At 67.0% G+C, this 24,389-nt stretch carries 15 protein-coding genes and 1 tRNA gene; 6 read left to right on the top strand and 10 right to left on the bottom strand.

Annotation, left to right across the window (positions count from 1 at the left end; translation table 11 throughout):
• Positions 1–86 precede the first annotated feature (86 nt).
• Positions 87–5,021, bottom strand: coding sequence for an NAD-glutamate dehydrogenase (locus BM172_RS11870; protein ID WP_026633298.1), 4,935 nt, complete (start codon positions 5,019–5,021; stop codon positions 87–89).
• Positions 5,022–5,722: 701 nt separating this feature from the next.
• Here BM172_RS11870 and BM172_RS11865 point away from each other — a divergent pair.
• Together BM172_RS11865 and BM172_RS11860 are read left to right on the top strand one after the other, a co-directional pair.
• Positions 5,723–6,934, top strand: a complete 1,212-nt coding sequence (locus BM172_RS11865) for an efflux RND transporter periplasmic adaptor subunit (RefSeq protein WP_026633299.1) — start codon at positions 5,723–5,725, stop codon at positions 6,932–6,934.
• 15 nt (positions 6,935–6,949) lie between these two features.
• Positions 6,950–10,147, top strand: coding sequence for an efflux RND transporter permease subunit (locus BM172_RS11860; protein WP_026633300.1), 3,198 nt, complete (start codon positions 6,950–6,952; stop codon positions 10,145–10,147).
• A 177-nt stretch (positions 10,148–10,324) separates the two neighbouring features.
• Here BM172_RS11860 and BM172_RS11855 read toward each other — a convergent pair whose 3' ends face one another.
• The gene (locus BM172_RS11855; protein WP_026633301.1) at positions 10,325–11,485 is read right to left on the bottom strand and encodes an acyl-CoA dehydrogenase family protein; all 1,161 of its coding nucleotides are present in this window, start codon (positions 11,483–11,485) and stop codon (positions 10,325–10,327) included.
• 201 nt (positions 11,486–11,686) lie between these two features.
• Between BM172_RS11855 and BM172_RS11850 the strand changes: the two genes are divergently transcribed.
• The 3 genes from BM172_RS11850 to metH are packed head-to-tail and all read left to right on the top strand — an operon-like array spanning position 11,687 to position 16,401.
• Positions 11,687–12,613 (top strand): ArsR/SmtB family transcription factor, encoded by a 927-nt coding sequence (locus BM172_RS11850; protein ID WP_026633302.1) that lies wholly within the window; start codon positions 11,687–11,689, stop codon positions 12,611–12,613.
• 10 nt (positions 12,614–12,623) lie between these two features.
• Complete coding sequence (locus tag BM172_RS11845; RefSeq protein WP_026633303.1) at positions 12,624–13,709, top strand: homocysteine S-methyltransferase family protein; 1,086 nt, start codon at positions 12,624–12,626, stop codon at positions 13,707–13,709.
• Positions 13,710–13,713: 4 nt separating this feature from the next.
• Positions 13,714–16,401, top strand: a complete 2,688-nt coding sequence (gene metH / locus BM172_RS11840; protein ID WP_026633304.1) for a methionine synthase — start codon at positions 13,714–13,716, stop codon at positions 16,399–16,401.
• A gap of 199 nt (positions 16,402–16,600) precedes the next feature.
• Here the strand turns inward: metH and BM172_RS11835 are convergent, their stop codons facing one another.
• From BM172_RS11835 to cyoA, 7 genes are all read right to left on the bottom strand, one after another.
• Positions 16,601–16,930: a lipid-A-disaccharide synthase N-terminal domain-containing protein gene (locus BM172_RS11835; RefSeq protein ID WP_026633305.1), complete on the bottom strand. Its 330-nt coding sequence runs from the start codon at positions 16,928–16,930 to the stop codon at positions 16,601–16,603.
• 126 nt (positions 16,931–17,056) lie between these two features.
• Positions 17,057–17,131 (bottom strand) — tRNA-Val (locus BM172_RS11830).
• A gap of 76 nt (positions 17,132–17,207) precedes the next feature.
• Positions 17,208–17,981, bottom strand: a complete 774-nt coding sequence (locus tag BM172_RS11825) for an SURF1 family protein (RefSeq protein ID WP_026633306.1) — start codon at positions 17,979–17,981, stop codon at positions 17,208–17,210.
• Positions 17,982–18,000: 19 nt separating this feature from the next.
• Entirely contained in the window at positions 18,001–18,414 is a 414-nt protein-coding gene (gene cyoD / locus BM172_RS11820; RefSeq protein ID WP_026633307.1) for a cytochrome o ubiquinol oxidase subunit IV, read from the bottom strand.
• Positions 18,411–19,046 (bottom strand): cytochrome o ubiquinol oxidase subunit III, encoded by a 636-nt coding sequence (gene cyoC, locus BM172_RS11815; protein WP_026633308.1) that lies wholly within the window; start codon positions 19,044–19,046, stop codon positions 18,411–18,413. Before cyoC ends, cyoD begins: the two co-directional genes overlap by 4 nt.
• The gene (gene cyoB, locus BM172_RS11810) at positions 19,039–21,042 is read right to left on the bottom strand and encodes a cytochrome o ubiquinol oxidase subunit I (protein ID WP_026633309.1); all 2,004 of its coding nucleotides are present in this window, start codon (positions 21,040–21,042) and stop codon (positions 19,039–19,041) included. Before cyoB ends, cyoC begins: the two co-directional genes overlap by 8 nt.
• Positions 21,043–21,093: 51 nt before the next feature.
• Positions 21,094–22,050, bottom strand: a complete 957-nt coding sequence (cyoA, locus tag BM172_RS11805) for a ubiquinol oxidase subunit II (RefSeq protein WP_051548294.1) — start codon at positions 22,048–22,050, stop codon at positions 21,094–21,096.
• Positions 22,051–22,203: 153 nt separating this feature from the next.
• On the opposite strand from cyoA, the gene BM172_RS11800 reads away from it, so the two are divergent.
• Positions 22,204–23,541, top strand: a complete 1,338-nt coding sequence (locus BM172_RS11800) for an MFS transporter (RefSeq protein ID WP_197022821.1) — start codon at positions 22,204–22,206, stop codon at positions 23,539–23,541.
• A 66-nt stretch (positions 23,542–23,607) separates the two neighbouring features.
• Here the strand turns inward: BM172_RS11800 and BM172_RS11795 are convergent, their stop codons facing one another.
• On the bottom strand, positions 23,608–24,159 hold the full coding sequence (locus tag BM172_RS11795; protein ID WP_177218814.1) for a GNAT family N-acetyltransferase: 552 nt from the start codon (positions 24,157–24,159) through the stop codon (positions 23,608–23,610).
• Positions 24,160–24,389: the final 230 nt, after the last annotated feature.

Raw genomic sequence — 24,389 nt, 5'->3', positions numbered from 1 at the left:
CCGATGCAGCCCGTAACCCCAACGTCGACGGCTTCACGCGTCCCGCATCGTTGGGGTTCGCCGGTGGCTCACCCCAACCTACGTGGTTACGCGTTCACCGGCACCGCTGCCAGCTGCGCCAGCCGGCGCACGGCCACCGAGGCGATCGGATAGTCCGCGTTCTGCGTGAGGATCTCCGCCAGCATGTTGCGCGTGTACTTCAGCGTCGCATCGTCGCGCTGCAGCCATGCCTGTACCGGCGAGGTGCCCTTGCTGCCGCCGGCCAGGGCCAGCACCTGCAGGGCCAGCGCGCGGTGCTGGTGGTTGAGCTCATCCAGCAGCGAACCGCGGGCCTGGGCATGCCAGTGGCCTTCCACCGGCAGCGCCTCGATCTGGCTGCGCAGCCATTCCAGGTCCAGCGCCTCGCCCAGCTCGTAGAACACGCCGGCCACCTGGTCGACCGGCTGGCCGCTCTGCTGTGCCACCTCGAGCATGTCCAGCATGGCGCGCAGTTCGGGGATGCGGGCCATGCGCACGGACAGCTCGGTGGGCAGACCCAGGCCTTCCCACTTCTCCTGGCTGGTGGAGAAGTCGGCCTTGCCGGTGGGCGTCAGCGTGTCGGGGACCGCCTCGTACAGCGCGGCGACGCCGGCCTGGTAGCGATCGACATTCGCGGCGATCTCCAGCGTGCCGCCCGGACGGCTGAGCAGCCAGCGGGTGAGATGACGCAGCAGCGACCAGATCTGCATGATCGCGTCGAGCTGGGTCTCCTCGGCCACCTTGCTGTCCAGCGCCTCGATCTCCGCCCACAGCTCGCGCGCGCCGAGGATCTCGCGGGCGGCGGTGTAGGCCTTGGCGATCGCCGCCGGACCGTGACCGGTATCTTCTTGCATGCGCATCATGAAGGTGGCGCCCATGCGGTTGATGGTCGAGTTGGTCACCGCGGTGGCGATGATCTCGCGCTTCAGGCGATGGCGCTGCATGTGCTCGGCGTACTTCTCGTGCAGCGGCTCGGGGAAGTAGCGCACCAGTTCCTTCGACAGGTACGGGTCTTCCGGCACGTCCGAGTCGAGCAGCTGCTGGTACAGCTTGATCTTGTCGTACGACAGCAGCACCGACAGTTCCGGACGGGTCATGCCTTGGCCGCGCGTCTTGCGCTCGGTCAGCTCCGTTTCGCTCGGCAGGTTCTCGACCTGGCGGTCGAGCAGGCCTTCGCCCTCGAGGATGCGGATGAAGTGGGCCATCGAGCCCAGGCGGCGCACCGACTGGCGCTCCATCAGGGTGATCGCCTGGTTCTGGCGGTAGTTGTCCCACAGCACCAGCTGCCCGACCTCGTCGGTCATCGCGGCGAGCTGGCGGTTGCGCGCGTCGGTGTCCAGCTCGCCGCGCTGCACGGCGTCGTCGAGCAGGATCTTGATGTTCACCTCATGGTCGGAGGTGTCCACGCCGGCGGAGTTGTCGATGAAGTCGGTGTTGAGCAGCACGCCGTGCTGCGCGGCCTCGATGCGGCCCTTCTGGGTGAAGCCCAGGTTGCCGCCCTCGCCCACCATCTTGCAGCGCAGCTCCGCGCCGTTGGCGCGCAGTGCGTTGTTGGCGCGGTCGCCGGCGTCGGCGTGGCTTTCGCTGGCCGCCTTCACGTAGGTGCCGATGCCGCCGTTCCACAGCAGGTCCACCGGCGCCTTCAGGATGGCGTTGAGCAGCTCGTTCGGCGCCATCTGGGTGGCGTCGCCCTTGATGCCCAGCGCGGCGCGCACTTCCGGCGACACCGGGATCGCCTTGAGCGTGCGCGGATACACGCCGCCGCCGGCGGAGATCAGCGACTTGTCGTAGTCGTCCCAGCTCGAGCGCGGCAGCTTGAACATGCGCTCGCGCTCGACGAAGGAGCGCTCCGCGTCCGGGTTCGGGTCCAGGAAGATATGGCGGTGGTCGAACGCGGCCAGCAGGCGGATATGCCGCGACAGCAGCATGCCGTTGCCGAACACGTCGCCGGACATGTCGCCGATGCCCACGCAGGTGAAGTCCTGGGTCTGGCTGTCGCGGCCCAGCGCGCGGAAGTGGCGCTTGACCGATTCCCACGCGCCTTTGGCGGTGATGCCCATGCCCTTGTGATCGTAGCCGTTGGAGCCGCCGGAGGCGAACGCGTCGCCCAGCCAGAAGCCGTGCTCCAGCGAGATGGCGTTGGCGATGTCGGAGAACGTCGCCGTGCCCTTGTCGGCCGCCACCACCAGGTAGGGATCGTCGGCGTCATGGCGCACCACGTCGTGCGGCGGCACCACCTTGCCCTCGACCAGGTTGTCGGTGATGTCGAGCAGGCCGTTGATGAACATGCGGTAGCAGGCGATGCCCTCGGCCAGCTGCGCGTCGCGGTCGCCACCGAGCGGCGGACGCTTCACCACGAAGCCGCCCTTCGAGCCTACCGGCACGATCACCGTGTTCTTCACCATCTGCGCCTTGACCAGGCCCAGCACTTCGGTGCGGAAGTCTTCGCGGCGGTCGGACCAGCGCAGGCCGCCTCGCGCCACCGCACCGAAGCGCAGGTGGATGCCTTCCACGCGCGGCGCCGACACGAAGATCTCGCGGTACGGCACCGGCTTGGGCAGATCGGGCACGCGGTGCGAGTCGAACTTGAAGCTGATGTAGCCGCGGTAGGCGCCCTCCCACTGCTGGAAGAAGCTGGTGCGCAGGGTGCCGCGGATCAGCGCCACGAAGCTGCGCAGGATGCGGTCGTCGTCCAGGCTGGAGACGTTCTCCAGCAGCACGCCGATGGCTTCCTCGATGGCCTTGATCTGCTCGGCGCGCGGCTGCTCCAGCGCGGCGACCAGGCCATCGATCAGGGCCGGATGCGCCTGGCGCACGCTTTCCGGGATCAGCGCCTGCATCTCGCCGGCCAGCGCGGCGCGCGCATTCTTCAGCTCGACCGCGCCGAGTTCTTCGCGGCGCGGGTCGAACTTGGCCAGGAACAGCTCCACCAGCAGCCCGGCGATGGCCGGATAGCGGTTGAAGGCGTCTTCCATGTAGTTCTGCGAGAAGGCCACGCCGGTCTGCAGCAGGTACTTGCAGTAGCCGCGCAGCATGGCGACCTGGCGCCAGCTCAGCTTGGCGCCGAGCACCAGGCGGTTGAAGCCGTCGTTCTCGGCGTTGACGCGCCAGATCTGCTCGAAGGCGTCCTCGAACAAGGAGCCGACCTGCTCCACCGAGAACGTGAGATTGCCGACCGGCTGCACCTCGAAGTCCTGGATGAACAGCGGCGTGCCGCCGGTCTTCACGTCGTACACGTGCTCGGTGAGCACGCGCAGGCCCAGGTTCTCCAGCTGCGGCAGCACTTCGGACAGCGCGATGTCGGCGCCACTGCGGTAGACCTTGAAGCGCAGTTCTTCCGGACGCTGTTCCGGATGGTAGAACGACATCCGCACCGCGTCGTCGCCCCTGAGCAGGGCGAGCTGGCGCACGTCCTCGGCGGCGGCGGCGGGCAGCACGTCTTCCACGTAGCCGGCCGGCAGCGCCTTGCCGTAGCGGTTGGCCAGCACCACGCCGTCGTGGTCGCCCATCAGCTTGACCAGGGCGTCGCGCAGGTCGTCGTGCCAGTTGCGCACGATCGCGGCCACGCTCTGCTCCAGCGCCGCGGCGTCGTAGCTCACGTGGTCGCCGATCCTCGGGCGCACCACGATGTGCAGGCGGGCCAGTGCGGCCTCGCCCATCAGCACGGAGGAATCGATCTGTTCGCCGTGCAGCGCGTCGCGCAGCATGTTCTCGATGCGCTCGCGCACCGAGGTGTTGAAGCGCTCGCGCGGCACGAACACCAGGCAGGTGAAGAAGCGGCCGTAGCGGTCGCGGCGCACGAACAGGCGGGTGCGCGCGCGCTGGCGCAGCTCCAGGATGCCGATGGCGGTGGCGTAGAGCTCGTCCTCGTTGCTCTGGAACAGCTCGTCGCGCGGCAGCGTCTCCAGGATGTGGCGCAGCGACTTGCCCGAATACGAATCGCGCTTCAGGCCCGAGCGGGCCATCACCGCCTCCACGCGCTGGCGCACCAGCGGCACGTCCTGCGGGCGCGCCATGTAGGCATTGGAGGAAAACAGGCCCAGGAAGCGCTGCTCGGCGACCGGCTTGCCATGGGCGTCGAAGCGCAGCACGCCGACGTAGTCCATGTGGCCCTGGCGGTGCACGTGCGAGCGCGCATTGGTCTTGGTCAGGATGATCGCGTCGGTCGAGCCCGACTGCGGCAGCTCGCTGGCCGCCATGCTGCGCAACGAGCGCGGCGCCATCGAGCGCTCCTGCTTGTGCAGGATGCCGAGGCCCGAGCCTTCGAGCGAACGCAGCACTTCGTCGCCGTCGGCCTGGGTGACTTCGTATTCGCGATAGCCGAGGAAGGTGAAGTTGTCGTCGGCCAGCCAGCGCATGAACTCGACCGCTTCCTGCATCGAATCCTTGTTCAGCGGCAGCTGGCGGTTCGGCAGGTCGGCGGCGATGGCCAGGGCCTGGTCGCGCATGCGGCTCCAGTCGTTGACCGAGGCGCGCACGTCGTCGAGCGAGCTCTCGATCTGCGTCTTGAGCTGCGCCATCTCGGCCTCGTCGGCGAGGCGGTCGATCTCGAAGTGCATCACCGATTCGGGCGCGCCGTCGTCGGCGCCCAGGCGCTGCAGGCGGCCGGAAGCGTCGCGCACGGCCTTCACCACCGGGTGGATCACCGCGTGGATCTGCAAGCGCGTGGACACGATCATGCTCACCGTGTCGACCAGGAACGGCATGTCGTCGGTGGCGATCTGCACCACGCTACGGCCGGCGTGGCCCGCCTGCGGGTTGAACACGCGCACCGCGGCGCGGCCCGGCTGGCGCTGCTGCACGAAGTCGAGCAGGCCGGCGATCAGCCCCGCCCATTCCGACGCGGTGTGCAGCTCGAGGTCGCCGGCGGCGACGCGAGAGAAGAAAGCGCTGATAAAAAATTGCGCCTCATCAAGGCGCTGGGTGGGGAAACCGCTTTTTTTCAGTTCATCCAGAACTTCAGCCTGGATCGATGTTTCGCTGGCCGCACGAATTGCGTTCATGGCATCTATGTTGGCAGTGACGGAGATGGGGCAGAAAAGCCGCAAAAGGATACGCTCGCACTACTGCGATAGCCACCTGCATTGCGGCAATCACTTCAGCGTGCGGTTCGACAGACGATCGTTTCGCGCATGGCGCCGCATCGATGGCGCAGCGCATGACGTGCGCGGCCATGCATGGCGCGTGGCGATGGCGATGCAGGCGTGTTCGCGGCGAACGCGGAAACCGGCAGCGCGCATGGCTGTGTCGCCGCGTTGCCGGCAAGGCTTTGGTGCGTGCGCCGCTGCGGCGCAACATGCGACGTTTGCGCGAGCAGCTTTTGATGGGGGTAAAAAGGCCAGGCTATCCGCATGGAGCCGGGTCCCCGGACGGGAATCCCTCTGAATGACGATTCCATCCGGATGAGTCCGCGAACCATGCGGCCCCGCACGGTCCCTGTCACACCCCGTCACGCCCCCTTCGCGGCGAAAACACGAAGAATTCAGGGCTAGACCATTTGTCAAAGCAAATTGTAAACTGGCCGGTATAGTCAAGCCCGCCGCCCGTCCGGGGCACTGCATGCGTTGTTCACAGCCACCGCTCCGCCGCAACACGGACGAGCGGCACTAGGCAGGCATGCTGCGCCACGGAAAGCTACGCGCCTGGCGCGCCGATCCGGGGATCGGCAACACCCGCACACCCGATACCTATAAATGGAGTCCCCATGAAGTCCTCGTCATTGCGCACACCCCTGCTGTGCCTTGGCCTGCTGGCGCTGGCCGCCTGCGGAGGCAAGAAGGAACAAGGCCCGCCGCAGATGCCCACCCCTGAGGTCGGCGTCGTCAAGGCGCAGCCGGTTTCCGCCCCGCTCAACAAGGACCTGGTGGGACGCCTTTCGGCCTTCCGCAGCGCCGACGTGCGCGCCCGTGTCTCCGGCGTGCTGCTCAAGCGCGTGTACGAGGAAGGCACCGATGTGAAGAAGGGCCAGGTGCTGTTCGAGATCGATCCGTCGATCTACCAGGCCAATCTCAACTCGGCCCAGGCCAACCTCGCCTCGGCCCAGGCCACCTACGCCAACGCGCACAAGGCCGCCGAGCGCGCCCGCCAGCTGCGTCCGCAGGGCTACGTCTCGCAGTCCGACCTGGACAGCGCCGAAGCCAGCGAGCGCAGCTCCGCCGCCGCGGTGAAACAGTCCCAGGCCGCGGTGGAAAGCTCGCGCATCAGCCTCGGCTTCACCCGCGTCACCGCGCCGATCGACGGCCGCGCCGGCCAGCAGCAGGTGACCGAAGGCGCCATCGTGGGCAACGGCAACGCCGATGCCGGCGCCAGCTCGACCCTGCTGACCACGGTCGACCAGCTCGATCCGCTGTACATCAACTTCACCGTCGGCGCCGGCGACCTGGACCGCCTGCGCCGCGCGCAGAGCGCCGGCCACGTCAGCCTCAACGACCCGACCAAGACCACCGTGCAGGTGGTGCTGCCGGACGGCAGCACCTACGACCAGCAGGGCACGCTCGACTTCTCCGGCGCCACGGTCGACCCGACCACCGGCACGGTCAACCTGCGCGCGCAGCTGGCCAACCCGGACAAGCGCCTGCTGCCGGGCACCTACGTCACGGTCAAGGCCAACCTGGGCCAGCAGAACAACGTGTTCCTGGTGCCACAGCAGGGCGTGGCGCGCGACGTCGCCGGCGCCTACGTGCTGGTGGTGAACCAGGAAGGCAAGGTCCAGCGCAAGGACATCACCGCCAACGACCTGAGCAACGGCAACTGGATCGTCACCGGCGGCCTCGCCGCGGGCGACCAGGTGATCGTGTCGGGCCTCCAGTCCGTCCAGCCGGGCGCCCCCGCCAAGGCCTCGCCGTGGCAGCCGGGCAAGGACGCCGGTCCGCCGAACGGCGCGCCGGGCGGCCAGCCCGCGGCCGGCAAGCACTGACGGGAGTCGACCGACATGCCCAGTTTTTTCATTGACCGCCCGATTTTCGCGTGGGTGGTAGCGATCCTCATCACCATGGTCGGCACGATTGCGATGCTGAACATGGGTATCGAGTCCTACCCCAACATCGCGCCGCCGCAGGTAGTGGTGTCGGCGACCTTCCCCGGCGCCAACGCGGACACGGTGGAGAAGAACGTCACCCAGGTGATCGAGCAGCAGCTCACCGGCATCGACCACCTGCTGTACTTCTCCTCCTCCTCCAACGCCAACGGCTCGGCCTCCATCACCCTCACCTTCGAGACCGGCACCAACCCGGACATCGCCCAGGTGCAGGTGCAGAACAAGGTCTCGCTGGCCCAGCCGCGCCTGCCCACCGCCGTGACCCAGCAGGGCGTGGTGGTGGCGAAGAACAATCCTGACTTCCTGATGTTCGTGTCGCTGGTGTCCACCAACCCGGCGATCGACGGCAACCGCCTGGCCGACATCATCGCCTCGCAGGTGGCCGACCAGGTCGGCCGTATTCCCGGCGTGGGCAGCACCCGCGTGATCGGCGCCGAGTACGCGGTGCGCATCTGGCTGAACCCGGACAAGCTGCAGGGCTACGGCCTCTCGGCCAGCGCCGTGCGCGACGCCGTGTCCACCCAGAACGTGCAGTTCGCCGCCGGTTCGCTGGGCGCCGATCCGGCCCCGGCCGACCAGGGCTTCACCGCCACGGTGTCGGCGGAAGGCCGCTTCTCCTCGCCCGAGGAGTTCGGCAACATCATTCTGCGCGCCAACAGCGACGGCACCGTGGTGCGCCTGAGCGACGTGGCCCGCGTGTCGTTCGGCCCGCAGACCTACGGCCTGGTCTCCACCTGGAACGGCCAGCCGGTCGGCGGCCTCGGCGTGCAGCTGCTGCCGGGCGCCAACGCGCTCGACGTGGCCACCGCCGTGCGCGCCAAGATGGACGAGCTGGCGAAGGACTTCCCGCAGGGCGTGACCTGGTTCGCGCCGTACGACACCACCCCGTTCGTGAAGGTGTCGATCAACGAAGTGGTGCACACCCTGGTCGAGGCGATCATCCTCGTGTTCCTGGTGATGCTGATCTTCCTGCAGAACATCCGCGCCACCATCATCCCCACCCTGGTGATCCCGGTCGCGCTGCTGGGCACCTTCATCGGCCTGATCGGACTGGGCTTCACCATCAACCAGCTGACCCTGTTCGGCATGGTGCTGGCGATCGGTATCGTGGTGGACGACGCGATCGTGGTGATCGAGAACGTCGAACGCATCATGACCGAGGAGCACCTCCCGCCGAAGGAGGCCACCCGCAAGGCCATGGGCCAGATCACCGGCGCGGTGGTGGCGATCACCGTGGTGCTGGCGGCGGTGTTCGTGCCGTCGGCGCTGCAGGCCGGCGCCTCGGGCGTGATCTACAAGCAGTTCGCGCTGACCATCGCGGTGTCGATGGGCTTCTCGGCCTTCCTCGCGCTGTCGTTCACCCCGGCGCTGTGCGCCACCATGCTGAAGCCGACCCACGACCAGAAGAAGAACGTCGTGTACCGCGGCTTCAACAAGATGTTCGACTGGGTCACCCACACCTACAGCGGCCATATCTCCAGCGCCGCGCGGCATGCGCCGCGGTGGATGATCCTGTTCGCGCTGATCTGCGCGCTGGCCGGCTTCCTGTACACCAAGCTGCCCACCAGCTTCGTGCCCAGCGAAGACCAGGGCTTCGCGCTGGCCATCGTCAACCTGCCGCCGGGCGCCACCATCAAGCGCACCGAGCAGGTGATGGCCGAGATGCGCGAGCGCATCAAGCAGAGCCCGCTGAACGATTCCATCGTCGGCATGTACCAGATCAGCGGCTTCAGCTTCGTCGGCCAGAGCGAAAGCGCGGGCATGGCCTTCATCAAGCTCAAGGACTGGAGCGAGCGCAAGATCACCGCTGACGAACTGATCATGCAGGCCAACGGCGTGCTGCATGGCATCCGCGACGCGCAGATCTTCGTGGTGAACCTGCCGACCATCCGCGGCCTGAGCCAGTTCGGCGGCATCGACATGTACCTGCAGGCGCGCGCGGGCCAGAGCCACGGCGAGCTGATGCAGGCCATGGGCATGGTGCTGGGCAAGTCGCAGGGCAACCCGGCGCTGCTGGGCACCCGCCCGAACTCCCTGCCCGATGCTCCGCTGTGGGACATCAAGGTGGACCGCGTGCAGGCGGAATCGATGGGCCTGTCGGTCAGCGACGTGTACACCGCGATCCAGCTCACGCTGGCGCCGATCTACGTCAACGACTTCGTCTACGGCGGCCGCGTCAAGCGCGTCTACCTGCAGGCGGACCAGCCGTTCCGCATGGGTCCGGACGCGCTCAGCCACGTGTTCACCCCCAGCGCGCTGGCCGGCACCGGCAGCACGACGACGACGCGCTCGACCACCAACCCGTACAACATGATCCCCATCTCCAGCGTGGTGCATACCAACTGGGGCACGGGCTCGCCGGCGCTGACCCGCTACAACGGCTATGCCGCGGTGGAAATCGTCGCCAGCGAAGGCAAGGGCTACTCCACCGGCCAAGCCATGGGCGCGCTGCAGAACATCGTGGACACCGGCCTGCCCAAGGGCTTCGGCGCCGACTGGACCGGCCAGTCCTACCAGGAAATCCTGGCGGGCAACTCGGCCACCCTGCTGCTGGTGCTGTCGATCGTGATCGTGTTCCTCTGCCTCGCGGCGCTGTACGAGAGCTGGTCGATCCCGGTCGCGGTGCTGCTGGTGGTGCCGCTGGGCCTGCTCGGCACGGTGGTGTTCTCCATGCTGCGCAGCCTGCCGAACGACATGTACTTCAAGATCGGCATGATCACGGTGATCGGCCTCGCCGCGAAGAACGCGATCCTGATCGTGGAATTCGCGGTCGAACAGCAGCAGCAGGGCAAGTCGTTGTTCGACGCGGTGGTCACGGCTTCCCGCCTGCGACTGCGCCCGATCCTGATGACCTCGATGGCCTTCATCCTGGGCGTGTTCCCGCTGGCGGTCTCCACCGGCGCCGGCGCGAACTCCCGTCACGCCATCGGCACCGGCGTGATCGGCGGCATGCTGTTCGCCACCTTCCTGGGCCTGCTGCTGATCCCGGTGTTCTACGTGGTGGTGCGCCGCGCCCTGGGCGACAAGCTGGACGAGTCCTCGCACAAGATCCGCCAGGCGCATGGCGGCGGTGACGCGCAGTCCGGCCACTGACTACCTGGTCCCTGAAACAAGCAAAAGCCCCGGCATGCCGGGGCTTTTGTTTTATGCAAACGTAGCGACGCAGGTTGGGGCGAGCGCCGGCGAACCCCAGCAGGCGCCGCACAAGTGGAGTCCCGTTGGGGTTCGCTCGCGCTCACCCCAACCTACGCCGGTGGCGTAGCGAACGGATCAGCGCAAACCCGTCTCCGCCCGCGCGATCACCAACCGCTGGATCTCGCTGGTGCCCTCGTAGATCTCGGTGATCTTGGCATCGCGGAAATACCGCTCCAGCGGCATCTCCTTCGAATAGCCCATGCCGCCGTGGATCTGCACGGCCTGGTGGGCGATCCACATGGCCGCCTCGGAGGCGACCAGCTTGGCCACCGAGGCCTCGGTGCCGAAGCGGCCGCCGTTCTTCTCGGCCTGGCCCTTGGTCCATGCGGCGCGCAGGGTCAGCAGGGTGGCGGCGTCGAGCTTGCACTTCATGTCGGCGATCTTGGCCTGGGTCATCTGGAAGCTGCCGATCGCCTGGCCGAAGGCCTTGCGGTCGCGCGACCACTGCAGCGTGGCCTCATAGGCCGCGCGGGCGATGCCCACCGACTGCGAGGCGATGCCGATGCGGCCGGCGTCGAGCACGCCCATGGCGATGGAGAAGCCCTTGCCCTCCTCGCCCAGCAGGTTTTCCTTCGGGCAGACGTAGTCGCTGAATTCGATCTCGCAGGTGGCCGAGGCGCGGATGCCGAGCTTGGGTTCGGTCTTGCCGGCGGCGAAGCCCGGCAACTGGGTGTCGATGATGAAGGCCGACACGCCCCTGGCGCCGATGCCCGGCGTGGAGATGGCGAACAGCACGATGTAGCGCGCCACCGGGCCGGAGGTGATCCAGCTCTTCTTGCCGTTGATCACCCAGTCGCCGTCGGCGTTCTTGGTGGCGCGGGTATGCATGGCCGAGGCGTCGGAGCCGGACTGCGGCTCGGTCAGCGCATAGGCGCCGATCGCCTCGCCCTGGGCGATGGCGCGCACATATTTCTGCTTCTGCTCCTCGTTGCCGTGCTTGAGGATGCCGTTGCAGAACAGCGAATTGTTCACCGACATCACGGTCGAGGTGGCCGCATCCGCGGCGGCGATCTCGATCATCGCCAGCACATAGGCGATCGGATCCATGCCCGCGCCGCCGTATTCGTGCGGCACTTCGATGCCCATCAGGCCGAGCTGGCCCATCTCGCGGATGTTCTCCAGCGGGAATTCACCCTTCGCATCCAGTTCGGCGGCGACCGGCACGATGCGCTTCTGGGCGAAATCGCGGGCGATGGACTGAATCGAAAGCTGGTCTTCGGTAAAGCTGAAATCCATGGGGGACTCCGGGAGGGCAATGGAATAAAGCGAGCCCGATATTTTAGCCGGCGCCGCAAAAAGCCCCGTGTGCGGTGCAGCAGAAGGCCTTCCGGCCGCGCCGCGCCGCCGTCGCCGGCGCGCGCCGGAATTTGTCCCTTGACGCCCTCCCGGTCCCGTCCTAGCCTTTCACATCTTTCCATCGCGATATAAGGATGCGGCATGGATCTAGCCACCGCTTCCAGCGTTCTGCGCTTGCTGGCCGACCCCACCCGGGTGCGCCTGCTGGCCTTGCTCGAGCGCGAAGAACTCACCGTCGCCGAGCTGGCCGCCGTACTGCGCCTGGCCCAGCCGCGCGTGTCCACCCACCTGGCCAAGCTGAAAGAAGCCGAGCTGGTGCGCGACCGCCGCGCCGGCGTGTCGGCTTACTACCGCGCCAACCGCGAAGGTGACGAGCGCCAGCACGACCTGATCCGCTCGCTGCGCGACAGCATCGACGACGCCCTGCTGCGCGAGGACGCCGCCCGCCTGCCCGCCGTGCTCGCCCAGCGCGCCAGCGAAGCCGGCTGGGCCGACACCGTGGCCGGCGACATGGAACGCCATTACTCGCCCGGCCGCACCTGGGAAACCCTGGCTCGCTCGCTGCTGCAGCTGCTGGAAACCGGCGACGTGCTGGACATCGCCTCCGGCGACGGCATCACCGCCGAGCTGCTGGCGCCGCATGCGCGCTCGATCGTCTGCGTGGATTCCAGCGAGCGCGTCGCCGAGGCCGCCGCGCAGCGGCTGCAGCCGTTCGCCCATGTCGAGGTGCGCCAGGGCGACATGCATGCGCTGGAACTGGGCGAGCGCCGCTTCGACCTGGTGTTGATGCTGCACGCCCTCACTTATGCCGAGCAGCCGGCCAAGGCCGTGGCCGAGGCCTCGCGCCTGCTGCGCCCCGGCGGCCGCCTGCTGGCGGTGACCCTGGGCAAGCACGACCACCGCGCCGTGGTGGAGCCGTTCGACCACCGCAACCTGGGCTTTGCCCAGGAGGAACTCTCCGGTTACGCGCGCCGCGCGGGCCTGGAAGACATCAGCTGTACCCGCCTGAGCCGCGAGCGCAAGGCCCCTCATTTCGAGGTGATCAGCCTGCTCGCGCGCAAGCCGTAAGGAGATCCGCATGAGCGCCCTGCCCTGGCTCCACCCCGACCGCGTCGCCCTGCTCGAAGCCGCGCTGCGCGAACGCATCCTGATCCTCGACGGCGGCATGGGCACCATGCTGCAGGGCCACCGGCTGGAAGAAGAAGGCTTCCGCGGCGAGCGTTTCGTCGAAGGCCGCGACCATGCGCACGAGGCGCACCACGACCACCCCGGCTGCGACCTCAAGGGCAACAACGACCTGCTCACGCTGACCCAGCCGGCGATCATCCGCGGCGTGCACGAGGCCTATCTCGAAGCCGGCGCCGACCTGGTCGAGACCAATACCTTCAACAGCACCCGCATCAGCCAGGCCGACTACCACCTGGAGCACCTGGCGCACGAACTGAACCTCGAAGGCGCCCGCCTCGCCCGCGCCGCCTGCGACGCGTGGACCGCGAAGACCCCGGAGCAACCGCGCTTTGTGATCGGCGTGCTCGGCCCCACCAGCCGCACCGCCTCGCTGTCGCCGGACGTCAACGACCCGGGCTTCCGCAACGTCACCTTCGAGGAACTGGCCGCCAACTACACCGAGGCCGCCGCCGGCCTGGTCGACGGCGGCGCCGACCTGATCATGGTCGAGACCATCTTCGACACGCTCAACGCCAAGGCCGCGCTGTTCGCCATCAGCGAACTGTTCCGCGAACGCGGCGCGCGCCTGCCGGTGATGATCTCCGGCACCATCACCGACCGCTCCGGCCGCACCCTCTCGGGGCAGACGGCCGAGGCGTTCTACTACTCCGTCGCGCATGCCCGCCCGCTCAGCGTGGGCCTGAACTGCGCGCTCGGCGCCGCGGACCTGCGCCCGCATGTGCAGACCCTGGCCCAGGTCGCCGGCTGCTTCGTCAGCACCCATCCGAACGCCGGCCTGCCGAACGCGTTCGGCGAATACGACGAGACGCCCGAGCAGATGGCCGCGGTGATCGGCGGCTTCGCCCGCGACGGCCTGCTCAACCTGGTCGGCGGCTGCTGCGGCACCACGCCGGCGCATATCAAGGCGATCGCCGAAGCCGTGCGCGACTGCGCGCCGCGTGCCCTCCCCTCCCTCGACGACGCCGAAGCCGCCTGATCCGATGAGCACACGCCATACCCGATTGTCCGGCCTGGAGCCGCTGGTCATCACGCCGGACCTGCTGTTCGTCAACGTCGGCGAGCGCACCAACGTCACCGGCTCCGCGCAGTTCCGCAAGCTGATCAAGGAAGACCGCTACGAGGAGGCCGTCGACGTGGCGCGCCAGCAGGTCGCCAGCGGCGCGCAGATCATCGACGTCAACATGGACGAGGGCCTGATCGATTCGGAAGCGGCGATGACCCGCTTCCTCAACCTGATCGCCGCCGAACCCGACATCGCCCGCGTGCCGGTGATGGTCGACTCCTCCAAGTGGACCGTGCTCGAGGCCGGCCTGCGCTGCCTGCAGGGCAAGGGCATCGTCAACTCGATCTCGATGAAGGAAGGCGAGGAGCTGTTCCTCGAACACGCGCGCAAGGTGCAGCAGTACGGCGCCGCCGTGGTGGTGATGGCCTTCGACGAGCAGGGCCAGGCCGACACCTGCGAGCGCAAGGTGGAAATCTGTTCGCGCGCCTATGCGTTGCTCACCGAACAGCTCGACTTCCCGCCGGAAGACATCGTCTTCGACCCCAATATCTTTGCCATCGCCACCGGCATCGAGGAGCACAACAACTATGCGGTGGACTTCATCGAAGCCACCCGCGAGCTGAAGCGGCGCTTCCCGCTCAGCCATATTTCCGGCGGCGTCTCCAACGTGTCGTTCTCGTTCCGCGGCAACAACACCGTGCGCGAGGCGATCCACTCGGTATTCCTGTACCACGCCATCAAGGCCGGCATGGACATGGGCATCGTCAACGCCGGCGCACTGATGATCTACGACGACGTGCCGGCCGAGCTGCGCGAGCGCGTCGAGGACGTGGTGCTCAATCGCCGCCCCGACGCCACCGAGCGCCTGCTGGAGATCGCCGACAACTATAAGGCCAGGAAGGGCGAAGTCGTCGTCGAGAACCTGGCCTGGCGCGAGAAGCCCGTGCGCGAGCGCCTCAGCCACGCCCTGGTGCACGGCATCGACGCTTTCGTCGACGCCGATACCGAAGAGGCGCGCCAGCTCGCCACGCGTCCGCTGGACGTGATCGAAGGCCCGCTGATGGACGGCATGAACGTGGTCGGCGACCTGTTCGGCGCCGGCAAGATGTTCCTGCCGCAGGTGGTCAAGTCGGCCCGCGTGATGAAGAAGGCGGTGGCCTACCTGCTGCCGTATATCGAGGAAGAAAAAGCGCGCACCGGCGACGTCGGCAAGAACAACGGCACCATCGTGATGGCCACGGTGAAGGGCGACGTGCACGACATCGGCAAGAACATCGTCGGCGTGGTACTCCGCTGCAACAACTTCGACGTGATCGACCTGGGCGTGATGGTGCCGGCACAGAAGATCCTGGATGCCGCGCGCGAGCACAACGCCGACCTGATCGGCCTGTCCGGCCTGATCACGCCTTCGCTGGAAGAGATGAGCCATGTCGCGCGCGAGATGCAGCGGCAGGAGTTCAGCATTCCCCTGCTGATCGGCGGCGCCACCACCTCGCGCGCGCATACCGCGCTGAAGATCGATCCGCATTACAAGGCGCCGACCGTGTGGGTGAAAGACGCCTCGCGTGCCGTCGGCGTGGCGCAGTCGCTGGTCAGCAAGGACCTGGTCGACGCCTTCATGGCCAAGGTACGCGCCGACTACGAGGAAGTGCGCGAGCGCCATCGCAACCGCGGCCCCGGCAAGAGCCTGGTGCCGCTGGAGAAGGCTCGCGCGCAGCGCTACACCTGCGACTGGGCCGGCTACGCGCCGCCGCAGCCGCGCCAGCCCGGCGTCACTGTGTTCGACGCCTACGACCTGGCCGAGCTGCGCGAGTACATCGACTGGACGCCGTTCTTCCAGGCCTGGGAACTGGCGGGGCGCTATCCGGCCATCCTCAAGGACGAGATCGTCGGCACCCAGGCCAGCGAACTGTTCCGCGATGCGCAGGCCATGCTCGACCGCATCGTCGCCGAGCGTTGGCTGACCGCGCGCGCGGTGATCGGCTTCTGGCGCGCGGCGCAGGTGGGCGACGACACCGAGGTCTACGGCGAGGACGGCCGCAAGCTCGCCGTGCTGCGCCACCTGCGCCAGCAGGCCGACAAGCCGGCGGACCGGCCGGATTTCTCGCTGGGCGATTTCATCGCGCCGAAGGAAGCCGGCAAGCAGGACTGGGTGGGCGCGTTCGCCGTCACCGCGGGCATCGGCATCGAGGAACACGTGGCGCGCTTCGAAGCGGCGCACGACGACTACTCGTCGATCCTGCTCAAGGCCTTGGCCGACCGCCTCGCCGAAGCCTTCGCCGAACGCATGCACCAGCGCGTGCGCCGCGAGTTCTGGGGCTATGCGCCGGACGAGGCGCTGGACAACGAAGCGCTGATCGACGAGAAATACCGCGGCATCCGCCCCGCCCCCGGCTATCCGGCCTGCCCGGACCACACCGAGAAGAGCACGCTGTTCAAGCTGCTGGACGCCACCGCCAACGCGGGCATCGAGCTGACCGAGGGCTACGCCATGTATCCCACCGCGGCGGTGTCCGGCTGGTACTTCTCGCACCCGGACAGCCAGTACTTCGTAGTGGGACGGTTGACCCGCGAACAGGTCGAGGATTACGCCAAGCGCAAGGGCTGGACGCGCGAGGAAGCGGAACGGTGGCTGGCGCCGAACCTGGATTACGACCCGGATTGAGGGGAAGAACTAGCCGGATGGCGCGGATTTACCCCGACGTCATCCCGGCGCAGGCCGGGATCCAGTGACGACCACGCAACCTCTTTGCATGGCCAAAAGCTGCTTCTGAAGCGCTCGACGACAACCGGATATTGCCGCCACTGGATCCCGGCCTGCGCCGGGATGACGCCGTCGTGAGGTTGACGGAACCTGGGTTTGCTCAGGTCTCTTCCGGCCCGCCCGGCCGCACCGTCTCCGGCTTGTGCTGGCGCAGGTGCGAGAACACGTTGTAGATCGACACCAGCATCGGGAAGGCCGTCTGGATGATGCCGACCGAATCGTTCTTGCCCCAGATGAAATAGGCCAGGGTCAGCACGCTGCCGGCGACCGACAGGTACCAGAACGACATCGGCACCACTACTTTCTTCTGCTTCTTGGTGGCGTAGAACTGCACGAACCAGCGTGCGGTGAACAGCAGCGTGCCGAGCAGGCCGATGACTTTCCATGGCGTCAGCGTGATCAGGTGCAGATTGGCGAGAGCTTCGTGCATGGCGGTCATCCCTACGGGTCAGCCGGGGCATTGTAAGCGCAGCCTCTTCCCATGCCCTTTCGTCGGCAGGGTGGCGGCGCGAAAACAAGAAGGCCACCGCGGGGGTGGCCTTCTTTTCGATCGGGATGGTGGGCGGTACAAGGATCGAACTTGTGACACCTGCCGTGTGAAGGCAGTGCTCTACCGCTGAGCTAACCGCCCGCCGGAAGCGCGAAACTATACGGGGACTCCGCCAACAGGTCAATGCCCGCCGGCAAAGATTTCCGGCCCCCGGGCCCTATCCGGCCCGCCGCCTGCGCCGCAGCCGGTATTCGTGGCGGCCCACGTAAAACGCCGCCGCCAGCACCATCAACGCCAGCACGTACCAGGTGATCAGGTAGCTCAGGTGGCTGTTGGGAAAGCGGGTGACGGTCAGGCCGCCGCGCGGCCAGGCGTCCGCATGCTGCGGATCGGCATCCGCGTCGACGAAGAACGGCGCCACCGTGCCCAGGCCGTGCGCGGCGGCGATCGCCTGCACATCGCGCGCATACCAGCGCGCGTGCGCCGGATCGTTGTGGCGCAGGAACACTTTCGTCTCGGGCGTGCGCAGCAGGCCGGTGATCATTGTTTCGCCGGAAGGCCCAAGCACGCAGGGACCGTCGCGCCCGCAGGTCTGGGCCGGCACGAAGCCGCGGTTGACCAGCACGATCGAACCGTCCGCCTGGCGCAAGGGCGTCATCACCCAGTAGCCGCTGCCCAGCGCGGTGCTCGCCGTGACCAGGACCTGCTGCTCGTAAAGGAAACTGCCGGCGAGGCGCACGTGACGATATTCGTGGCTGGTCGCCGTCACCGCAGGCCATTCGGACGGCGCGGGCGCGGGCGTGGCCGGTGCATGCACGCGCTGCTCGACGCGGGCGATCAGGTCGCGCTTCCAGGCCAGGCGATGCACCTGCCAGGTGCCCAGCGCGACGAAGCCGGCGAATGCCGCCAGCGCGAGCAGCGCCAGCAGGGATAAAGCGAGCGGCCCGCGCGGGCCGCGTTCGACCGCGTCGGCGGCGCCTAGCCGAGGCATGGCACCGCCGGGAGAGAGGTCACGGCAGGTTCCGCGGGTCCATCAGGGCCGGCATCATGTTGTGATTGAGGTGGTACATCACCCAGATCGAACCGCTCAAGGTGATCAGCACCAGCACCGCGGTGAAGATCAGGGCCAGCATGTTCCAGCCGCCCTCCGACTTCGCGTTCATGTGCAGGAAGTACACCATGTGCACCACGATCTGCACGGCGGCGAAGCCCAGGATCACCAGCGCGGTAGTGCCGGAATCCTTCAGGCCACCGCTCATCACCAGCGCGAACGGCACTGCGGTGAGCAGCACCGCCAGCACGAAGCCGATCATGTAGCCCTTCAGCGAGACGTGGCCGATGCCGTCGTCGTGATGCTCGTCATGCGGGTCGTGGTGATGATCGTGGCCGTCGTGCGCGGCATGGACGTCGGTATGCGCGCTCACGGCAGCACTCCCATCAGATAGACAAAGCTGAAGACGCCGATCCACACCACGTCCAGGAAATGCCAGAACATCGACAGGCACCACAGGCGGCGCTTGTTCGGGCCGATCAGGCCCTTGCGCTTGACCTGCACCATCAAGGTGATCAGCCAGATGATGCCGCAGCTCACGTGCAGGCCGTGCGTGCCGACCAGGGTGAAGAACGAAGACAGGAAGGCGCTGCGCTGCGGGCCGTTGCCCTCGGCGATCAGGTTGCCGAACTCGTACAGCTCGATGCCGATGAAGCCCGCGCCCAGCAGGCCGGTGACGGCCAGCCACACCAGCGTGCCGTTCACGCGGTTGCGCTGCATCTCAAGCATGGCGAAGCCATAGGTGATCGACGACAGCAGCAGCAGCGAGGTATTGAGCGCCACCAGCGGCAGCTCGAAGATCTCCGCGCCGGTGGGACCGCCCGCATAGCTGCGGCCCAGCACGCCGTACACCGCGAACAGGCAGGCGAAGATCAGGCAGTCGCTCATCAGGTACAGCCAGAAGCCGAGCAGCGTGCCGTTCTCCGGATGGTGCTCGGTTTCCTGGTGGAACCTCAGCGGCGCAGCGGCCGTGTTGTAGGTGTCGTAGGACTTCGCGTCAGACATGGCTGGCCAGCTGCTCGGTGCGCGCCGCCTCCACCCGGGCCACGTCGGCGGCCTGGATGTAGTACTCGCGGTTGTAGTTGAAGGTATGCCCGATCGCCACGGCCAGCAGGGAGACGAAGGCCAGCGCGGCGAGCAGCCACATCTGCCAGATCATGGCGAAGCCCAGCACCGTGCTGATGCCGGCCAGGATGATGCCGGCCCCGGTGTTCTTCGGCATGTGGATGTCGATGAACCCGGCCAGCGGACGTTGCCAGCCCAGCCGCTTCATCTGCCACCAGGCATCGCCGTCGTGCACCACCGGGGTGAAGGCGAAGTTGTAGGCCGGCGGCGGCGAGGAGGTGGACCACTCCAGCGTGCGGCCGCCCCAGGGATCGCCGGTGACGTCGCGCAGCTGCTCGCGGCGCAGGAAACTCACCACGAACTGGATCAGCATCGCGCCGATGCCCAGTGCGATCAGCACCGCGCCGAAGGCGGCGATCTGGAACCAGATCTGCAGCGAAGGATCCTCGAAGTGGCTGATGCGGCGGGTCACGCCCATCAGGCCCAGCACGTACAGCGGCATGAAGGCGAAGTAGAAGCCCACCACCCACAGCCAGAACGAGCACTTGCCCCAGAACGGATCGAGCCTGAAGCCGAACGCCTTCGGGAACCAGAAGTTGATCGCCGCGAACGCGCCGAACAGCACGCCGCCGATGATCACGTTGTGGAAGTGCGCGATCAGGAACAGGCTGTTGTGCAGCGAGAAGTCCGCCGGCGGCACCGCCAGCAGCACGCCGGTCATGCCGCCGATCACGAAGGTCACCATGAAGGCCACCACCCACATCATCGGCAGCTCGAAGCGGATGCGGCCGCGGTACATGGTGAACAGCCAGTTGAAGATCTTCGCGCCCGTGGGGATCGAGATGATCATCGTGGTGATGCCGAAGAACGAGTTCACGCTCGCGCCCGAGCCCATCGTGAAGAAGTGGTGCAGCCAGACCAGGTAGGACAGCACGGTGATCACGATCGTCGCGTACACCATCGAGGTGTAGCCGAACAGGCGCTTGCCGGCAAAAGTCGACACCACTTCGGAGAACACGCCGAACATCGGCAGGATCAGGATGTAGACCTCCGGATGGCCCCAGATCCAGATCAGGTTCACGTACATCATGGCGTTGCCGCCAAGCTCGTTGGTGAACATGTGGGTGCCCAGGTACCGGTCCATCGACAGCAGCGCCAGCACCGCGGTCAGCACCGGGAAGGCGGCGATGATCAGCACGTTGGTGCACAGCGCGGTCCAGGTGAACACCGGCATCTGCATCAGCTTCATGCCCGGCGCGCGCATCTTGATGATGGTGACCAGCAGGTTGACGCCCGACAGCAGCGTTCCCACGCCGGCTATCTGCAGGGACCATATGTAGTAGTCCACGCCCACGTCCGGACTGGCCAGGATGCCCGACAGCGGCGGATACGCCAGCCAGCCGGTGCGCGCGAACTCGCCCACGAACAGCGAGGCCATCACCAGCACGGCGCCGCTGGTGGTCATCCAGAAGCTGAAGTTGTTGAGGAACGGGAAGGCCACGTCGCGCGCGCCGATCTGCAGCGGCACGATGTAGTTCATCAGGCCGGTCACGATCGGCATCGCCACGAAGAAGATCATGATCACGCCATGGGCGGTAAAGACCTGGTCGTAGTGATGCGGCGGCAGGTAGCCGAGGTTGTCGCCGAAGGAGATCGCCTGCTGCAGGCGCATCATGATGGCGTCGGCGAAGCCGCGCAGCAGCATCACCAGGCCCAGCACCATATACATGATGCCGATCTTCTTGTGATCGATGCTGGTGAACCACTCGTGCCAGAGATAGCCCCACAGGCGGTACTTGGTGATCAGGCCGAGCAGCACCAGGCCGCCGACGAGGACGGCGGCGAAGGTGGCCAGCAGGATCGGCTCGTGGAACGGGATGGCGTCCCAGCTGAGACGGCCGAAGATCAGTTTGGTCAGATCGGGATGGTCAGACATCTTGGACACCCGGCAAGGCGTAATGCATAAGGCGAATCGGACGGCGCACGGTCAGTGCTCCATGTGTTCCATGTGCGACATGTCGTGCTCGCCCGCAGGCTTGCCTGCGCGGGCGGCGTCTTTCGCCATGGTCTCGTGCATGCAGGGCGTGCCTGGCGCAACGCACAGATTGACGATGGCCGGATACAGGTCGGGCACGACGCTGGCGTAGCGGCGCACGGGCTCGTTCTCGCTGGGCTTCTCCAGCTGCAGGTAGCTCTCGCGCGTCAGCGCGCCGCCATCCTTCGCCTTGGCCACCCACTGCTCGAACTCGCCTTCGCTCAGGCCCAGGAACTTGAAGTGCATGCCCGAGAAGCCGGCGCCGCTGTAGTTCGCCGAGATGCCTTCATAAGTGCCCGCCTTGTTGATCACGGCGTGCAGCTTGGTCTCCATGCCCGGCATGGCATAGATCTGGCCGGCCAGCGAGGGGATGAAGAAAGAGTTCATCACGGTCGAGGCGGTGATCTTGAACTGGATCGGGCGATCGACCGGCGCGGCCAGTTCGTTCACCGTGGCGATGCCCTGCTCCGGATAGATGAACAGCCATTTCCAGTCGAGCGCGACCACGTCCACTTCCAGCGGCTTGACCCCGGCCGGGATCTCACGGCCATGCGAGATACGCTCCAGCGGACGGAACGGGTCCAGCTTGTGCGTGCTCACCCAGGTCAGCGCGCCCAGCGCGATGATGATCAGCAGCGGGGCCGACCAGATCAGCAGCTCCAGCACGGTGGAGTGGTCCCAGTCCGGCTTGTAGGTGGCTTTCTGGTTGGAGGCCCGGTAGCGCCAGGCGAAGAACAGCGTGAGGCCGATCACCGGCACCACGATGAGCAGCATCAGCACCAGCGAGATAAGGATGATGTCGCGCTGCTGCACGGCCAGGTCGCCGGAGGGCGACATGAGCACGGTCTGGCAGCCCGACAGCAACAGGACGGCAGGAAGCAGCAGTCCGCGGAGAACCTTGGAGGACATGGGCCGGAAAGGGACCAGAAGCATGGGGGGAGACCTGAAAAGTTAACCTACGCGTGCTGCATCGCGGAATAGGACACTTTGTCTCATGGCGGTTCGACGCCACCGGTGCGATCCTTACGCGAACTACCCCGGTTCTCAAGTTCAAGCATGGCGATGTCGAGCACTTTTGATCAGCACGGATCCGACCAGCACGGCTCCCCGCACGCGGCGCCGGATACGCCCGCCCCCGGCCATTCGCAGGTCGCGCCCAGCGAGATCGCGGTCGGCGTGGTGATCGGCCGCGCCTCCGAATACTTCGACTTCTTCGTCTTCGGCATCGCCTCGGTGCTGGTGTTCCCGTCGGTGTTCTTCCCGTTCCGCGACCGCCTGCACGGGCTGCTGCTGTCCTTCGTGGTGTTCGCCCTGGCCTTCGTGGCGCGCCCGTTCGGCACCGCCCTGTTCATGACCATCCAGCGCCGCTGGAGCCGCGGCACCAAGCTGACCGCGGCGCTGTTCCTGCTCGGCAGCGCCACCGTCGGCATGGCCTTCCTGCCCGGCTACGAGTCTTTGGGCTGGCGCGCCATCGCGCTGCTGGCGTTCTTCCGCCTGCTGCAGGGCATCGCCTTCGGCGGCTCCTGGGACGGCCTGCCCTCGTTGCTGGCGCTCAATACGCCGAAGGGCCGCCGCGGCTGGTACGCCATGCTCGGCCAGCTCGGCGCGCCGATCGGCTTCATGCTGGCCAGCGCGCTGTTCCTGTTCCTGCACAGCCAGCTGTCCGGCGAGGACTTCCTGGGCTGGGGCTGGCGCTATCCGTTCTTCGTGGCCTTCGCCATCAACGTGGTGGCGCTGTTCGCCCGCCTGCGCCTGGTGGTGACCGAGGAATACACCCAGGCGATGGAAGAGCGCGAGCTCGAACCCATCGGCATCTTCGAGATGCTGCGCAAGCAGGACTACAACATCTTCCTGGGCGCCTTCGCGGCCCTGGCCAGCTATGCGCTGTTCCACCTGGTCACGGTGTTCCCGCTGTCGTGGATCACCCTGGGCTCGACCCAGACGGTCAACCAGGTGCTGCTGATCCAGGTGATCGGCGCGGGCGTGGGCATCCTGGGCACCATCGCCTCGGGCCTCGTCGCCGACCGCATCGGCCGCCGCACCACCCTGGGCACGCTGGCCGCCCTGATCGGCATCTTCAGTTTCTTCGCGCCCTGGCTGCTCGGCGGCAGCCGCGCCGCGCAGGACGCCTTCATCCTGATCGGCTTCGCCCTGCTCGGCCTGTCCTACGGCCAGTCCGCCGGCACGGTGACCTCGAACTTCCCGATCCGCTTCCGCTACACCGGCGCGGCCCTCACCACCGACGTGGCCTGGCTGATCGGCGCCGCCTTCGCGCCGCTGGTGGCGCTGGGGCTGTCGAGCAAGTTCGGGCTGGGCGCGGTGACGGTGTATCTGCTGTCGGGCGCGATCTGCACGCTGGGCGCGCTGCGCCTGAACCGGGCGCTGGAAGCGCGCGACTGAGGGTGCACTCCATCGGTCAAAGAAAAGGGCCCGGCATGCCGGGCCCTTTTTTCTTGCGCAACAGCGTTACGGCCGCCAGAGCCAGCGCGACGGCACCGACAGCCGGTCGTCCGCGGCGACCTGGATTTCCCTGGCCCGGTGCGTGCGCATGAAGCCCTGGCGCTTGAGCAGCCGCTGCATCCCGCGCGACGCCTCGGTGCAGTAGCTCTCCACGCCGCCGGCCGGTGCATGCCGCTTCGCATATTCCACCAGCTGCCTGCCGATGCCGGCACGGCGGGCAGCCGCCGCCACGACCATGTATTCGATCAGCAGGATGGGCGAACCGTCCTTGAGCTGCTGCGGCTCCAGCAACATGGCGCCGAGCACTTCGTCCCCTCGGCGAATCGCGATGAAGCGTGGCGCGGCATGCTTTCGCCAGCCCAGCCGCCTGGCCAGCATGGCCCTGGCGCAGGCCAGGCCCAGCTTGCGCAGCACATAGGCCAGCGAGCGGTGCGCGTCGTTGAAATGCCCCTTGCCCGCGCCCGCTACCACTTCCGAAACGAAGAAGAAAACCTCCCACGGCTCACCCGGCCCGAGGACAATACGGTCCTCCACCAGTGCGCCGGCGTTGTTGAGCAACATCGATGGTCCCCTTTCAAGACACCTGACTGGACTGCCGAACTTTCCCGTCCTTCGCCTTGCGGCGCAGCGATCCATGCCGGGAACGCCCAACGTTGCGTTCCGGCGTACAGGCTACCCAAAACGCGACGAAATGAGTTGCGCCGTACCTGCTCAAATTCATACGCCATTCGTGCACGCGTCGCAGAACGCAAAGAAAAAGCCCGGCCATGCCGGGCTCGTTCAAACGG

Source organism: Dyella marensis, from assembly GCF_900112865.1.
GTDB classification, from domain to species: domain Bacteria; phylum Pseudomonadota; class Gammaproteobacteria; order Xanthomonadales; family Rhodanobacteraceae; genus Dyella_D; species Dyella_D marensis_A.
Note: the sequence above shows the minus strand (reverse complement) of the source record. Positions and strands in the feature narration are given on the sequence as shown.

Coding starts and splice junctions, on each gene's coding strand:
- BM172_RS11835 (WP_026633305.1), bottom strand. CDS start 16,930: ATGCACGAAGCTCTCGCCAATCTGCACCTGATCACGCTGACGCCATGG.
- BM172_RS11800 (WP_197022821.1), top strand. CDS start 22,204: ATGTCGAGCACTTTTGATCAGCACGGATCCGACCAGCACGGCTCCCCG.
- BM172_RS11845 (WP_026633303.1), top strand. CDS start 12,624: ATGAGCGCCCTGCCCTGGCTCCACCCCGACCGCGTCGCCCTGCTCGAA.
- cyoC (WP_026633308.1), bottom strand. CDS start 19,046: ATGTCTGACGCGAAGTCCTACGACACCTACAACACGGCCGCTGCGCCG.
- cyoA (WP_051548294.1), bottom strand. CDS start 22,050: ATGTCCTCCAAGGTTCTCCGCGGACTGCTGCTTCCTGCCGTCCTGTTG.
- BM172_RS11850 (WP_026633302.1), top strand. CDS start 11,687: ATGGATCTAGCCACCGCTTCCAGCGTTCTGCGCTTGCTGGCCGACCCC.
- cyoB (WP_026633309.1), bottom strand. CDS start 21,042: ATGTCTGACCATCCCGATCTGACCAAACTGATCTTCGGCCGTCTCAGC.
- BM172_RS11870 (WP_026633298.1), bottom strand. CDS start 5,021: ATGAACGCAATTCGTGCGGCCAGCGAAACATCGATCCAGGCTGAAGTT.
- BM172_RS11825 (WP_026633306.1), bottom strand. CDS start 17,981: ATGCCTCGGCTAGGCGCCGCCGACGCGGTCGAACGCGGCCCGCGCGGG.
- metH (WP_026633304.1), top strand. CDS start 13,714: ATGAGCACACGCCATACCCGATTGTCCGGCCTGGAGCCGCTGGTCATC.
- BM172_RS11855 (WP_026633301.1), bottom strand. CDS start 11,485: ATGGATTTCAGCTTTACCGAAGACCAGCTTTCGATTCAGTCCATCGCC.
- BM172_RS11865 (WP_026633299.1), top strand. CDS start 5,723: ATGAAGTCCTCGTCATTGCGCACACCCCTGCTGTGCCTTGGCCTGCTG.
- BM172_RS11860 (WP_026633300.1), top strand. CDS start 6,950: ATGCCCAGTTTTTTCATTGACCGCCCGATTTTCGCGTGGGTGGTAGCG.